We start from the raw sequence: 12,361 nt of genomic DNA on the forward strand, positions 1-12,361 counted from the left end.
TTTAGCGCAAGCCAGCCCCTTGGCCGTCAAAGCTGCGCTCAATCAGTTCAATCTTGTACCCGTCCGGGTCGGTGACAAAAGCGATCACAGTCGTGCCGCCTTTCACCGGGCCCGGTTCGCGCGTGACATTGCCGCCGTTGGCGCGCACCGCCTCGCAAGCCGACACGATATCGGTCGCCGAGATCGCGATATGGCCGTAGGCATTCCCCATATCGTATTTGTCCACGCCGTAGTTGTAGGTCAGCTCCAGCTCCGCATGCTCCGGGTTATGCCCGTAGCCGAGGAAGGCCAGCGTGTACTTGTATTCCGGGTTATCGCTGGTGCGCAAGAGTTTCATGCCCAGCACCTTGGTGTAGAAGTCGATGGATCGCTGCAGGTCACCAACCCGCAGCATCGTGTGTAGGATTCGCATGGCTTGATTGTATCAGCGCGTGGCGGGGCTCACACGCCACACGATATTGCCCACGTCGTCCGCCACCAGCAGCGCCCCGGCCTTGTCAACCGCCACGCCCACCGGACGCCCCTTGGCCTTGCCTTCGCGCGTCAGGAACCCGGACAGGAAATCAGTCGGCGGGCCGGATGGCCGGCCTTCCGCAAACGGCACGAACACCACCTTGTAGCCGCTGAATTCCTTGCGGTTCCACGAGCCATGCTGGCCGATGAAGGCGCCGCCCTGCCAGCTGGCCGGGAACAGCTTCGCATCGTAAAACGCCAGCCCCAGGGAAGCGGTATGCGAGCCGAGGCCATAGTCGGGCATGATCGCTTTCTGCACCATCTCCGGCCGCTGCGGCTTGACCCGCGTGTCGACACGCTGGCCGTAGTAGCTGTAGGGCCAGCCGTAGAAGGCGCCATCCTTTACCGACGTCAGGTAGTCAGGCACGAGATCATCGCCCAGCTCGTCGCGCTCGTTCACCACCGTCCATAAGACCTTCGTTTTCGGCTCCCACGCCATGCCGGCTGCGTTGCGCATGCCAGTTGCATAAAGGCGCGACTTGCCGGTGGCGCGTTCGTATTCCCAGATCGCGGCGCGGCCTTCTTCCTTATCGATGCCGTTTTCGCCCGCATTGCTGTTGGAGCCGACTGTGATGTAGAGGAAGCGGCCATCCGGGCTGGCGGTGATGTTCTTGGTCCAGTGGTGGTTGATCGGTCCACCCGGCAAGTCCATCACCTTCATCCCGGCCGCGCTGATGGACGTTGCGCCTTCCGTGTAGGGGAAGCGCACCACAGCATCGGTATTGGCGATGTACAGGTCCTTATCGACCAGCACCATGCCGAATGGCGAGTTCAGGTCCTTGAGGAAGGTGCCGCGCGTCTTCGCGACGCCGCGCTCGTCGACGTCGCGCAGCAACGTGATGCGGTTGGCGGAAGCGGTGGCGGAGCCGGCCTTCTTCATCTCATGCTTCATGATGGCGCCCTTGATGCCCTTGCCGTCTTCCGGCTTGGACGGGGCGGCGGTTTCCGCCACCAGCACGTCGCCGTTCGGCAGCACATACAGCCAGCGCGGGTGGTCCAGGTCGCGCGCATAAGCGGTCACGCTGAAGCCCGAAGCGGGCACCGGTTTCTCATCGCCTTTCCAGCGATCGACCGGGGCCACGTTCAAGGTGGGGATCAGCGTCTTGTTCGGTTCCGCCAGCGCGGGATTGGGTCCCCAGCCCATCGGGTAGGTCGGCGCCAGCGCGGCGCCGGCGCCGATCGCCGCGCCTGCCGAAAGGGTAAGTATTGCGGTTCGCATGATGGGCCTCAATCGCGCTTAGTCCCGGGCAGGGGATTGGCCTTTGCTTCGCTGCCGGCACTCGGCTTTTGCAGGCCCGGCTTGCCATGCAGGTCGGTATCAACCAGGCCCTGCTCGACGTCGTCCGCCGCCTGGCGTATCACGCTGCGTTCCTTCTGCTGGGTTTCGCCTTGCGGCGACTGGTCGCGCTCATGGGGCAGGCGCTTGCCGCCAGTGCGGTCCACGGGCGTTTGCGTATTGACCTTGCGGTCCTTGCTGTTCGGTTCCATGGTCTCGTCCTCCTCAGGCCATGGTAGCGAAGCGACACGGTCTGGGTCGCCAGCTTGAACAGAAGCAATTCCACCGGTAGCATTGCAGGATGCACAACACCAACGACAACACTTGCCGCAACTGCGGCGCCACCACGTCCGGCAACTACTGCCATATGTGCGGCCAGGAGACCCGTCTCCACTCGCCCAGCTTAGGCGAATTCCTGCACGAGTTCATTGGCCACTACGTCGCGCTGGAAGGGCGCTTGTGGGGAACGATCACACGCCTGCTGTTCCGGCCCGGCCTGCTGACCACGGAATACATTGCGGGCCGACGCAAGCGCTATGTCGAGCCTTTGCGGCTGTATCTTTCGCTGAGCATTATTTTCTTCGCCGTGCTGAAGCTGTCCAACGTTGGTATCGTGAACGTTGACCCGCATGCGGCGCAACCGGTCGCCATCCAGCAAGCGGAGCCTGAAAAAAGGGAGGCGCAAGGCGATGCCGGGAAAATGCAGGAGTGGCTAAAGCGCGAAACGCCGGACATCTACCATTCCATCGACCGCTTCAACCGCTTGCCGGACCAGGAAAAGAGCGCGGTCATGCAGGCCGGCTTCTACAAATACGTGCCTTACGCGATCTTCCTGCTGATGCCATTGTTTGCCTTGTGGCTGAAGCTGCTTTATCTCGGCACCGGCAAGCGCTATGGCGAACACCTGCTGTTCGCCTTGCACACGAATGCATTTGCCTTCGTCATGCTCGCCATATTCATGTTCTTGCCAGACGGGTTCTTGAAATTCGTGGCGTTCTGCTGGGTGGCGGGCTACCTGCCATGGGCCATGCAACGCGTCTACCGGAAAGGGAAATGGGGAACTGCCTGGCGCTGGCTGCTGCTCGGGCTCATACATGGCGTTTCGCTCGCCATCGCCATCTTCGTCGCGATGGGCCTCGCAATCATCTCCGCGCATTAAGCCGCACAAAGTCACCGACTTCGCGCGCGGCTTCCCGCGGCACGGTTTGCAGCAGGAAGTGCGGCGCATCGAACGCGGCCAGCTTTACCGCCGGCTTGATGCTCGTGATGGCGTTCGCTGCGCCGGGCGGTACGAGAAGGTCGCGCTTCGCCTGCAGGTAGAGGATCGGCACGTTGCAAGCAGCGAGCCGGCTACGGACATCGACGGCGAGAACGGCACGCATGCGCGCGCGAAGTGCATTCGACGTCACTTTGGACAGTGCCGCGTTGAACGGCGCGCGCAGTTGCTCGCTTACCAGCCAAGCCGCTGGCAGAGCTTTCACCGGCATCACACCAATCAGCGCTTTCAACGCAGCCAGTCGGGGCCGGGGATTGTGTGCAAACGTGCAGCACAACACCAGGCCTGACAAATGCTGGGGTGCCGATGCGGCAATCGAAACCGCGATCGGCCCCGAAAAGGATTCGCCGAGAAGGAAATAAGGCCGGTCTTGAGGAAGCGCTGCCCGCGCGAGCGCTTCCAGCTCGTCGTACCCGCCGCCATGGTCGCCGGGATACTTCACCACTCGCACATCGAATTGCCCGCCAAGCGCCTGGATGAATGGCGTGAACAGTTCCCCCGTCCCATCCATTCCAGGCAGCAGCACGAGGACTGGTTTCATTCCGTTTCGTATGAATTGCGCTTACTGCTGCGCCGGGCGAGGACAACGCCCAACATCAGGATTGGCGATTGGACGACGCCAACCATGATGATCATCCCGATGTCCGGCAAGGTACCAAGCATCGACTTCACCAAGGCATAGCAAACGATACTGACGGGGGTGCAGACGCCAAAAGCAGCTTTGCCGCTTGGCATGAATTTTCCGATGGCATAGCCGGCCATCAACGCAGCAAACAAGATAAGCAAGGTATCCTCCTGGGAATCAAGAGGCTAATGTTATCAGATCGCTACTGAGTTATTCCTGCCAGAAGTCGAATTTGGTGCTGTGGCTGTTCTTGTTGAGGCGGCGGTTGCGCTCGGCGGCTTGGCGGGCTTCGGATTCAGCACGCTGGCGCTGGCGTTCTTCTTCGACGGCCTGCGCTTTGGCAGCGCGCTCTGCATAGACCGCATCCAGGCGGCGCCGGGATTCGAATTGTTCGCTGATGTTCTGGTAGTGGAGGGCTTGCTGGATCAAGGCGACTAGCCAGGCGATCGCCAGCGCCCACAGCACCACCGTGTAGAGCGACTGCCAGGTGCCAAAGGAGGACTCCAGCAGAGGGCGGGCCTGTCCCAGGGCACTCTGGCCGACAAACGCCAGCAGTCCGGCCATGACACCCAGCACCACGGTTCCAAGCAACTGTTTCCTGGCCTGGTGGCGCAATTGGTCCAGCTCAAATTGTGCTTCTGATACGGAATCCATGGCGCGGAAAGGCAAGGATTAGACAATCTCTCAAGACTTCGGATTGTACAACAAGCTTGCCCGCTGGAAAGCGGCTTCTGGCCAAGCTTTGAGACATATCAGTCCTTGCGGCGGACCTTGGGTACACCATGCTTCGAAGGGGCGCCTTACACCGCAGCAGTCGGCTGCCACAGCTCGACCTTATTCCCGTCAGGATCGATAAACCAGCCAAAGCGGCCGTAGTCGAAGGATTGCGGGTCGCCCACCAGTGTCGCCCCAGCTTCGGCGACTTGCTTCAGCGCGCCATCCAGGTCATCCACGATGAAATTGATCATGAAGTCACGCTTGGATGGAGCGAAATAGGAAGTCGTGCTTTTGAAGGGGCTGAACAAGGTTGCGCCATTCGGAGGCATGGCGGCAGGTGGGAAGGAGGCGTACTCTTTGGCTTCACCCGGAAGCCCAAGGCAAGCCTGGTACCAGGCCATCAGCGCCACCGGATCCTTGGATTTGAAGAAAATCCCGCCGATGCCCACTGCTTTTGCCATGCGAGCCTCCCTTGTTATATACTGTGCAAATATACAGTATTTGAGCGTATCGGCCAGCGTTGCAATGCATGGCATGAGCAAGCATTATGGGTTACTCTGCTGCGTGTTGCCACCCCCATATTTTTGACCGAGATTGATATGTCCGTTACGCACCCGATGTACAACACGATTGCCCTGGTTGTCCGGCCAAACACCACCGGCATCGAAGAACCGGTGCGCGATGTCATCAACTTTCTGAAGCAGGGCGGTTACAGCGTCGTGCTGGAATCTGATACGGCGGAGCACCTTGGGATCACGGACATTCCCTCCATGAGCGTACAGGGCATTGGCGAGCGCGCCGATGCCGTGGTGGTGATGGGCGGCGACGGCACCATGCTGGGCATTGCGCGCCAGCTGGCCGCCTACGATACGCCGCTGATCGGCATCAACCAGGGCCGCCTGGGCTTCATGACCGACATCCGCCAGGAAGACATGCTGCCGGTGCTGGGACGCATCCTCGGCGGCACGCACAAGGCCGAACGCCGCACCTTGCTCGAAGGCCGCGTCATGCGCGACGGGAAAGCGATCTTCTTCGGCACCGCCGTCAATGACGTGGTGGTGTCGCGCGGCGCCGGCGCCGGCATGGTGGAGCTGAGCGTGGACGTCGACAACCAGTTCATGTACAACCAGCGCTCCGACGGCTTGATCATCTCGACCCCGACCGGCTCCACGGCTTATGCGCTGTCGGCCGGCGGCCCGCTGCTGCACCCGACGCTGGGCGGCATCGCCATGGTGCCGATTGCGCCGCACGCACTGTCCAACCGGCCGATCGTACTGCCCGATTCCAGCGAGATCGTGATTGAGCTTAAGCGCGGCAAAGACATCACTGTGAACTTTGACATGCAAACCTTCGCCAGCGCGGCAACGGGCGACCAGATCCACATCCGCCTGTCGCCGCACACCATCACCTTCCTGCATCCGGAAGGCTGGAGCTACTACAACACCCTGCGCGAAAAGCTGCACTGGAACGAATACCCATCTACTGACGGCAAAATCTGATGCTTCGAACCCTGTCCATCCGCGACTTCGTTATTGTCGATTCGATTGAACTGGAATTTTCCCCAGGCTTCACAGTCTTCACCGGCGAAACCGGTGCCGGCAAATCCATCCTGATTGATGCACTGACGCTGGCGCTGGGCGGGCGGGGCGATGGCAGCATGGTGCGCGAAGGCGCGGCCAAGGCCGATATCACTGCCGATTTCGCGCTGACCGAACAGGCCCTGTCCTGGCTGGAAGCGAACGAGTTCGCGGTGGAAGAGGGCGGGGCGCTGCTGCGCCGCGTGGTCGACAATGCCGGACGCTCGAAAGCCTTCATCAACGGCGTGGCGGCGACAGCGGGGCAGTTGCGCGAATTGGGCGACCTGCTGGTGGACATCCATGGCCAGCATGCCCACCAGTCCCTGCTGAAAACCGATTCGCAGCGCGAGCTGCTGGATAACCAGTGCGGCGCCAATGTGCGCGACGTAACGGCGGCTTATCGCGCCTGGCGCTCCCTGTCGAAGCAGCTGGAAGAGTATGAGGCCAACGCAGCCAACCTGCAGTTCGAGCGCGAGCGCCTGGAATGGCAGGTGACGGAGCTGGACAAGCTGGCGCCGAAAAAAGGCGAGTGGGCGGAGATCGGCAACGAGCATTCGCGCCTGTCGCACGCCGCCAGCCTGCTGGAGGGCGCACAGGAGGCGCTGGGCGTGCTGTCGGAGTCGGACGAGCACCCGGTGCTTTCGCAGGTAACGACGATCGGCTCGCGCCTCAGCAAACTGGTGTCGGTCGATGCGGAACTGCAGCCGGTGGTTGAAATGCTCGAATCGGCCCGTATCCAGCTGCAGGAATCGGTGTATGCGCTGAATAACTACATGGACCGGGTGGAGCTCGATCCCGAGCGCCTGCGCCAAGTGGATGCGCGCATGGAAGCCCTGCATTCCGCTTCGCGCAAATTCCGCGTGGCGGCGGACGACCTGCCGGAGGAACATGAGCGCCTGTCCGAAAAGCTGGCGCAGCTGGCCGACGCGGCGGACCTGGAAGGATTGCGCAAGCAGGAAGAGAAGCTGAAGGCGGCTTATCTCGCGGTTGCCGCCGAACTGTCGGCCACGCGCGCTGCGGCGGCGCAGGCTCTGGGTGCGGCCGTCACGCAAGGCATGCAGGAGTTGAGCATGTCCGGCGGTCGCTTCGAAATCGCCCTGCGTCCGTGCGAGCCGTCTGCTTACGGGGTGGAGCAGGTGGAATTCCTGGTGGCCGGCCACGCCGGCGTTGCCCCGCGGCCCCTTGCCAAGGTGGCTTCGGGCGGCGAACTGGCGCGTATCTCGCTGGCGATTTCGGTCATCGCTTCGCATGCGACGACCGTGCCGACCCTGATCTTCGACGAGGTCGATAGCGGCATCGGCGGCGGCGTGGCGGAGGTTGTGGGACGGCTGCTCAAGCGCCTCGGCCAGGAGCGCCAGGTCCTGTGCGTGACCCACTTGCCGCAAGTGGCCAGCCAGGGCAACCAGCACTTCCAGGTGGCGAAGGGCCCGGCCGGCAACGGCCGCACCGCCTCGCGCATCGAAGTGCTGGACCAGAAGGCGCGCATCGAAGAAGTGGCGCGCATGCTCGGCGGCCTGGAAATCACCGCCACCACCCGCAAGCACGCCCGCGAACTGCTGGCTTCTTAGCTGTCGATTTCGGCCAACGTCATTCGTCGTAGGGATGCAAGTCCCTCAACCTTTACCTGGAGACGCCATGAAAAAGTCAGTTATCTTCAACTTGCCGGTCAAGAACCTGGAGAAATCCAAAACCTTCTTTACCGCGCTGGGATTCACCTTCAATCAACAATTCAGCAACCAGGAAGCGTCGTACATGCACGTCGTCGAAGGCGGGATCGACGTCATGCTGACCACGGAACCCTTTTTCCGGTCGCTGATCAACAAGCCGGTGGTGCAGGCGAAAGAGGCCAATGAAGTGGTCATTTGCCTGATGTGCGACAGCCGCGAGGAAGTCGACAGCCTTATCGCCAAGGCCCTCGCCGGCGGCGCCCGCATCCCGCATCCCCCGGAAGACCACGGTTTCATGTACGACCAGGGCTTTGAGGATCTCGATGGCCACCTGTGGAACCTGGTCTGGGTCGCGCCACAGGCCTGAACCCTTAGACTGATATCGGGATATTGAAGGCCTTGGCTGCTGCTACGGTATCCAGTGACTCTCGTAGCAGCACGATTTTTCCGCCGGCTGTCACAAGCCGTCCGGCATAGGACTGGCGGTAAATACGATTGGTCGGAACCACAGGAGCCTCCACGTCATACTCTGCAAAGGCCTGCTCGCCGGTTTCAATCAGAATACGGACGTTCTTGAATTGGAAATCGGGCACCTTTTTGAGCAGGGACGCAATAAAGTTTTCAATGGCTGCCGGGCCTTGGGCTTGAGGTGGGATCCCTAAAGACGCCAGATAAGGAAGTTCAAGCACGCCGTCTTCCGCAAAAAGCGCAGCTGCAGCAGAGGGATTGCGGATGGAAGACAGATACTGCTTAAGCAGATCGGCTGGGGTTTTCATTTGGAGTCCTTTCGCGCCAACAGCATCCCACGCGTTGTGGCCGCCGTTGGCGCTCGTCGGTTAAGTGGGCGAGATCAGACTTGGGCCAAGCCGCCGTCCACCGCGAAGTCAATGCCGTTGACATAGCTCGCGTCGTCGGATGCGAGGAAGACTGCGGCTTTTGCAATTTCATCGGGATCCGCAACGCGTCCCATTGGGACTTGGGACGCCAGGTAGTCCAGCAAACCCTGTTGTTGCGCCGCGTCTGGACCTGCCAGATCTACCAGGCCGGGCGTTTTGACAGGACCTGGGCTGATCGTATTGAAACGGATATTGCGATCCTTTACGTCCAGAATCCAGTTACGGGTAAAGGCGCGTACGGCAGCTTTGGACGCCGCATAGACACTGAACGCCGCAGTGCCGGTATGCCCTGCAGACGATCCGGTCAGGATGACCGATGCGCCGTTGGCGAGAAGCGGCAAGGCTTTTTGAACGGTGAAGAGCACGCCTTTGACGTTGCGGCCGAAGGTGTCGTCGAACTGTTCTTCGGTGATCTCGCCTAAGGGCAGCATGGAGCCGCCGCCGGCATTCGCGAACAGGACATCGATACGTCCCTTGCTTTCCCCGATTTGCTTGAAAAGCGTGTCCAGTTCCGAAAGATTCGATGAATCGATGCGGATGCCGGTGGCATTGCCGACGGCTGCAACAGCTGCAACGGCTGCGGCCAATTCCTTCTCACGGCGGCCGGTGATGAAGACATGCGCGCCTTCGCTGGCAAAGCGTTTGGCGGTTGCCAGGCCGATGCCGGAGGTGCCGCCGGTGACCAGTGCGATTTTTCCATTGAGTTTCTGCGACATGGTAGTGCTCCTTACGAAGTTGCTTGAGAGTTGTTTTGCTCAGTTGGCGAAAACAAGCTTATCGAGTCGAAGGCTGTTTTAAAATAGCAATAATTGAAAACTATCATTGCATATTTGTAGATGTCGAAGATTCCTGATTTCGAAGGGCTGGCCATGTTTGCCAAAGTGGTCGAAGAGCGTTCCTTTGCGGCTGCCGCGAGGGCAATGGATGTATCCGTTGCTACCGTGTCCCGCGCAGTGGGGCGCCTGGAGGAGCGCCTGGGTGCGCGCCTTTTCAACCGGACGTCACGCCAGCTGGCCTTGACGGAGTTTGGCCGCACCATTGCGGAGAGCGCCACGCGCATTTATCGAGATGCGGAAGAGGTAGAAGGCGTGGCAAGGGAATTGTCGGTTCAGCCGCGCGGTTTGATCAGGCTTGCCGTGCCGATGTCGTTCGGCTTGCAGTGGGTGGCGCCACTATTGCCGGATTTCCTGTCCGCTTATCCGGACGTGTCGATCGACCTGCATTTATCCGATGCAACTGTCGACCTGGTGGGAGAAGGCTTCGATGCAGCGCTGCGCATAGCGGTACTGCCGGATTCTTCGCTGGTGGCAAGGAAGCTGTGCCCTGTTTCAAGAGTCATCGTCGCCGCGCCGAGCTACCTCGAAAAGCATGGCAGGCCTGAGCACCCGAAAGAGCTGAATCAGAAGGATTGCCTTGGCTATGCCTACCGGGCGCGCAATGATGTGTGGCGGCTCACTGACAAGACAGGCAAGGAAGAAAGCATCGCGCCGCAAGGACGTTTGCGCGTGACCAACTCCAACGCCATGATCCCCACCATCCTTGCGGGCCTGGCGGTTGCCGAACTGCCGGAGTTTATTGCGGCGGAATATGTGCGAGATGGACGGTTGGAAGTCATTCTGCCCAACTGGGCGATGGAAACCGGCGGATTGTATTTCGTTACCCCATCATTGAAGAGCAGGCCCGCGAAGGTGGAAGTGCTTGCAAGGTATTTTATTGACCGCTTGTCGCATCCTGCCTGGCGAATTGCAGGATGACTCAGCGTTCGATTCGCATTGCCGGTTTATAATGGCGCGCCCACGAATAACAAAAAGTATCCACGAATGCCGTTCGCCAAAGAACCCGCTCTCCAGCCAGGCTCCGTCTCCAGAACCGCCGTCGTGCTGGTCAATCTCGGTACCCCTGACGCGCCAACTCCCGGCGCCGTGCGCCGCTACCTGAAGGAGTTCCTGTCCGATCCGCGCGTAGTCGAGATTCCAAAGGCGATCTGGTGGTTCATCCTGAACGGCATCATCCTGCCGTTCCGCTCCAAGCAGTCGGCGCAAAAATATGCTGCGATCTGGACCAGCGACGGCTCTCCGCTGAAGTTCCACACGCAGGCGCAGGCCAAGCTGCTGCGCGGGCTGCTCGGTGAGCGGGGCCACAATGACGTGACGGTGGCGATGGCCATGCGCTACGGCTCGCCATCGCTGCCGGAAGTCCTGGGCAAGCTCAAGGCCGACGGCCATGACCGCATCCTGATCCTGCCGGCCTACCCACAATATTCGGGTACCACCACTGCCTCGGTCAGCGACGCCGTGTTCGACCACTACAAGAAGGTGCGCAACATCCCCGAGTTGCGCTTCGTGCGTGACTATCACGACCACGATGGCTATGTGAATGCGCTGAAGAAAACTGTCCTCGCCCATTGGGAAACCAACGGACGCGGCGAAAAGCTGCTGATGAGCTTCCATGGCGTGCCCAAACGCACCATCGACCTGGGCGACACCTACCAGCGCGAATGCATGGAAACGGCACGCCTGTTAGCCGAAAAGCTGCGCCTGAATGAAAACGACTACCTGGTCACCTTCCAGTCCCGCTTTGGCAAGGCCGAGTGGCTGCAGCCCTACACTGCGCCGACTGTGGCGCAATTGGCAAAAGATGGGGTGCGCAAGCTGGACGTCATCTGCCCGGGCTTTACCAGCGATTGCCTGGAAACCCTGGAAGAAATTGCAATGGAAGTAAGGCATGAGTTCAAGGCCAACGGCGGCAAGGAATTCAACTACATCCCTTGCCTGAACAGCCATCCGGCCTGGATTTCCGCGCTGACCGAGGTTGCCGAGCAACACATGATCGGCTGGCCAACCATGTCGTCCATGCGCAAGCTGCGCAGGTAGGCAGTTGTTAGCACTTGCGGGTGTTGAGTGCTAACCTGCTAAAATAACCGGCTAGGGAAAGAGTTCGCTGAAGACGATCACCGCAGTTGCAAGGAAGCTCCACGCGATGATCGATGCTGTAATAAATGGCAACTTCATGATGCGCTCCGAGGGAACGCGGTGTCCAGGCACCGCATAGATTCATCTTAGTCAAAACCCCGGTTTACGTATCTCCGAGCTTTGTAAAAATTGTAACTCTGCTGTTACAACATGCTCCCACCGGCGTGCGCCGGGCCTTTGCACAGAGGGGCAGAATACCCCTTGAAAAGATAGGGGAAAGCCCCAAATCTTGCTGGCGTTATTGATTAAATTTGATTTTGTAGGAGTCTTTTAGATGCAAGACCAGGAAAACCAGCCAAGCCAGAACCCAGAAGTGGTCCAGGCAGAAGAGCAAACGACTTCGGCCGAAGCGCCAGCAATGTCCGACCTGGAAGCGCAGCTGTCCCAGACCGAGGCGAAACTGGCCGAAATGCACGACGCGTTCATGCGCGCCAAAGCCGAGAGCGAGAACATCCGCCGCCGCGCGCAGGAAGACGTCTCCAAGGCGCACAAATTCGCCGTTGAAAGCTTCGCCGAGGCCATGGTGCCGGTGAAGGACAGCCTTGAAATGGCCCTGAAAGTCGAAAACCCGACCCTGGAATCGCTGAAGGAAGGCGTCGAAATGACCCTGAAACAGCTGAATTCCGCCTTCGAGCGCAACCGCCTGGTGGAAGTCATGCCGGCGGTGGGCGAAAAGCTCGATCCGAACAAGCACCAGGCTGTGGCCATGGTGCCTGCCGAGCAGGAAGCGAACACCGTTGTAGCAGTGCTGCAAAAGGGTTACATGATTGCGGACCGCCTGCTGCGTCCCGCCATCGTGACGGCTGCCCAGCCAAAGTAAGCACTTGAAAAGAAACATAAAT

At 60.1% G+C, this 12,361-nt stretch carries 16 protein-coding genes; 7 read left to right on the forward strand and 9 right to left on the reverse strand.

The window, feature by feature from the left end; translation table 11 throughout:
- Position 1 precedes the first annotated feature (1 nt).
- From gloA to GM658_RS13625, 3 genes are read right to left on the reverse strand one after another with little or no spacing between them, the layout of a single operon-like run.
- On the reverse strand, positions 2-412 hold the full coding sequence (gene gloA, locus GM658_RS13615; RefSeq protein ID WP_155454592.1) for a lactoylglutathione lyase: 411 nt from the start codon (positions 410-412) through the stop codon (positions 2-4).
- Positions 413-424: 12 nt separating this feature from the next.
- A complete protein-coding gene (locus GM658_RS13620; RefSeq protein WP_155454593.1) occupies positions 425-1,732 on the reverse strand; it encodes a PQQ-dependent sugar dehydrogenase in 1,308 nt (435 codons plus the stop codon).
- Between the two features lie 8 nt (positions 1,733-1,740).
- On the reverse strand, positions 1,741-2,001 hold the full coding sequence (locus GM658_RS13625) for a hypothetical protein (protein WP_155454594.1): 261 nt from the start codon (positions 1,999-2,001) through the stop codon (positions 1,741-1,743).
- Positions 2,002-2,090: 89 nt separating this feature from the next.
- On the opposite strand from GM658_RS13625, the gene GM658_RS13630 reads away from it, so the two are divergent.
- Complete coding sequence (locus GM658_RS13630) at positions 2,091-2,948, forward strand: DUF3667 domain-containing protein (protein ID WP_155454595.1); 858 nt, start codon at positions 2,091-2,093, stop codon at positions 2,946-2,948.
- Here GM658_RS13630 and GM658_RS13635 read toward each other — a convergent pair.
- From GM658_RS13635 to GM658_RS13650, 4 genes are all read right to left on the reverse strand, one after another.
- On the reverse strand, positions 2,932-3,606 hold the full coding sequence (locus tag GM658_RS13635) for an alpha/beta fold hydrolase (RefSeq protein WP_155454596.1): 675 nt from the start codon (positions 3,604-3,606) through the stop codon (positions 2,932-2,934). The genes GM658_RS13630 and GM658_RS13635 overlap by 17 nt on opposite strands.
- A complete protein-coding gene (locus GM658_RS13640; RefSeq protein WP_155454597.1) occupies positions 3,603-3,851 on the reverse strand; it encodes a hypothetical protein in 249 nt (82 codons plus the stop codon). Before GM658_RS13640 ends, GM658_RS13635 begins: the two co-directional genes overlap by 4 nt.
- Before the next feature lie 49 nt (positions 3,852-3,900).
- Positions 3,901-4,344 (reverse strand): hypothetical protein, encoded by a 444-nt coding sequence (locus GM658_RS13645; RefSeq protein WP_155454598.1) that lies wholly within the window; start codon positions 4,342-4,344, stop codon positions 3,901-3,903.
- Between the two features lie 146 nt (positions 4,345-4,490).
- A complete protein-coding gene (locus tag GM658_RS13650) occupies positions 4,491-4,868 on the reverse strand; it encodes a VOC family protein (RefSeq protein ID WP_155454599.1) in 378 nt (125 codons plus the stop codon).
- Between the two features lie 138 nt (positions 4,869-5,006).
- Between GM658_RS13650 and GM658_RS13655 the strand changes: the two genes are divergently transcribed.
- The 3 genes from GM658_RS13655 to GM658_RS13665 all read left to right on the forward strand — a co-directional run bounded on the left by GM658_RS13655 (position 5,007) and on the right by GM658_RS13665 (position 8,018).
- Positions 5,007-5,906 carry an NAD kinase gene (locus GM658_RS13655; RefSeq protein WP_155454600.1) on the forward strand — a complete coding sequence of 300 codons (900 nt, stop codon included), beginning with the start codon at positions 5,007-5,009 and terminating at the stop codon, positions 5,904-5,906.
- Positions 5,906-7,552, forward strand: coding sequence for a DNA repair protein RecN (recN, locus tag GM658_RS13660; protein ID WP_155454601.1), 1,647 nt, complete (start codon positions 5,906-5,908; stop codon positions 7,550-7,552). Before GM658_RS13655 ends, recN begins: the two co-directional genes overlap by 1 nt.
- 67 nt (positions 7,553-7,619) lie before the next feature.
- Positions 7,620-8,018 (forward strand): VOC family protein, encoded by a 399-nt coding sequence (locus tag GM658_RS13665; RefSeq protein WP_155454602.1) that lies wholly within the window; start codon positions 7,620-7,622, stop codon positions 8,016-8,018.
- Between the two features lie 4 nt (positions 8,019-8,022).
- Here GM658_RS13665 and GM658_RS13670 read toward each other — a convergent pair whose 3' ends face one another.
- Together GM658_RS13670 and GM658_RS13675 are read right to left on the reverse strand one after the other, a co-directional pair.
- Positions 8,023-8,427: a nuclear transport factor 2 family protein gene (locus GM658_RS13670; protein ID WP_155454603.1), complete on the reverse strand. Its 405-nt coding sequence runs from the start codon at positions 8,425-8,427 to the stop codon at positions 8,023-8,025.
- Between the two features lie 74 nt (positions 8,428-8,501).
- A complete protein-coding gene (locus GM658_RS13675; protein WP_155454604.1) occupies positions 8,502-9,263 on the reverse strand; it encodes an SDR family NAD(P)-dependent oxidoreductase in 762 nt (253 codons plus the stop codon).
- Between the two features lie 120 nt (positions 9,264-9,383).
- Here GM658_RS13675 and GM658_RS13680 point away from each other — a divergent pair, with 120 nt between their 5' ends.
- The 3 genes from GM658_RS13680 to grpE all read left to right on the forward strand — a co-directional run bounded on the left by GM658_RS13680 (position 9,384) and on the right by grpE (position 12,339).
- On the forward strand, positions 9,384-10,301 hold the full coding sequence (locus GM658_RS13680; RefSeq protein WP_155454605.1) for a LysR family transcriptional regulator: 918 nt from the start codon (positions 9,384-9,386) through the stop codon (positions 10,299-10,301).
- A 66-nt stretch (positions 10,302-10,367) separates the two neighbouring features.
- Complete coding sequence (gene hemH / locus GM658_RS13685; protein ID WP_155454606.1) at positions 10,368-11,420, forward strand: ferrochelatase; 1,053 nt, start codon at positions 10,368-10,370, stop codon at positions 11,418-11,420.
- A gap of 373 nt (positions 11,421-11,793) precedes the next feature.
- Positions 11,794-12,339 carry a nucleotide exchange factor GrpE gene (grpE, locus tag GM658_RS13690; RefSeq protein WP_155454607.1) on the forward strand — a complete coding sequence of 182 codons (546 nt, stop codon included), beginning with the start codon at positions 11,794-11,796 and terminating at the stop codon, positions 12,337-12,339.
- Positions 12,340-12,361 lie beyond the last annotated feature (22 nt).

Origin of the sequence: Massilia eburnea, assembly GCF_009720745.1 — a bacterium.
Classification (GTDB): Bacteria; Pseudomonadota; Gammaproteobacteria; order Burkholderiales; family Burkholderiaceae_D; genus Rugamonas; species Rugamonas eburnea.

Bases quoted from the DNA above. Each gene is read 5' to 3' on its own strand.
- grpE (WP_155454607.1), top strand. From the start codon at position 11,794: ATGCAAGACCAGGAAAACCAGCCAAGCCAGAACCCAGAAGTGGTCCAG.
- recN (WP_155454601.1), top strand. From the start codon at position 5,906: ATGCTTCGAACCCTGTCCATCCGCGACTTCGTTATTGTCGATTCGATT.
- GM658_RS13625 (WP_155454594.1), bottom strand. From the start codon at position 2,001: ATGGAACCGAACAGCAAGGACCGCAAGGTCAATACGCAAACGCCCGTG.
- GM658_RS13650 (WP_155454599.1), bottom strand. From the start codon at position 4,868: ATGGCAAAAGCAGTGGGCATCGGCGGGATTTTCTTCAAATCCAAGGAT.
- GM658_RS13655 (WP_155454600.1), top strand. From the start codon at position 5,007: ATGTCCGTTACGCACCCGATGTACAACACGATTGCCCTGGTTGTCCGG.
- GM658_RS13665 (WP_155454602.1), top strand. From the start codon at position 7,620: ATGAAAAAGTCAGTTATCTTCAACTTGCCGGTCAAGAACCTGGAGAAA.
- GM658_RS13620 (WP_155454593.1), bottom strand. From the start codon at position 1,732: ATGCGAACCGCAATACTTACCCTTTCGGCAGGCGCGGCGATCGGCGCC.
- GM658_RS13680 (WP_155454605.1), top strand. From the start codon at position 9,384: ATGTCGAAGATTCCTGATTTCGAAGGGCTGGCCATGTTTGCCAAAGTG.
- GM658_RS13635 (WP_155454596.1), bottom strand. From the start codon at position 3,606: ATGAAACCAGTCCTCGTGCTGCTGCCTGGAATGGATGGGACGGGGGAA.
- GM658_RS13630 (WP_155454595.1), top strand. From the start codon at position 2,091: ATGCACAACACCAACGACAACACTTGCCGCAACTGCGGCGCCACCACG.
- gloA (WP_155454592.1), bottom strand. From the start codon at position 412: ATGCGAATCCTACACACGATGCTGCGGGTTGGTGACCTGCAGCGATCC.
- GM658_RS13675 (WP_155454604.1), bottom strand. From the start codon at position 9,263: ATGTCGCAGAAACTCAATGGAAAAATCGCACTGGTCACCGGCGGCACC.
- hemH (WP_155454606.1), top strand. From the start codon at position 10,368: ATGCCGTTCGCCAAAGAACCCGCTCTCCAGCCAGGCTCCGTCTCCAGA.
- GM658_RS13645 (WP_155454598.1), bottom strand. From the start codon at position 4,344: ATGGATTCCGTATCAGAAGCACAATTTGAGCTGGACCAATTGCGCCAC.
- GM658_RS13670 (WP_155454603.1), bottom strand. From the start codon at position 8,427: ATGAAAACCCCAGCCGATCTGCTTAAGCAGTATCTGTCTTCCATCCGC.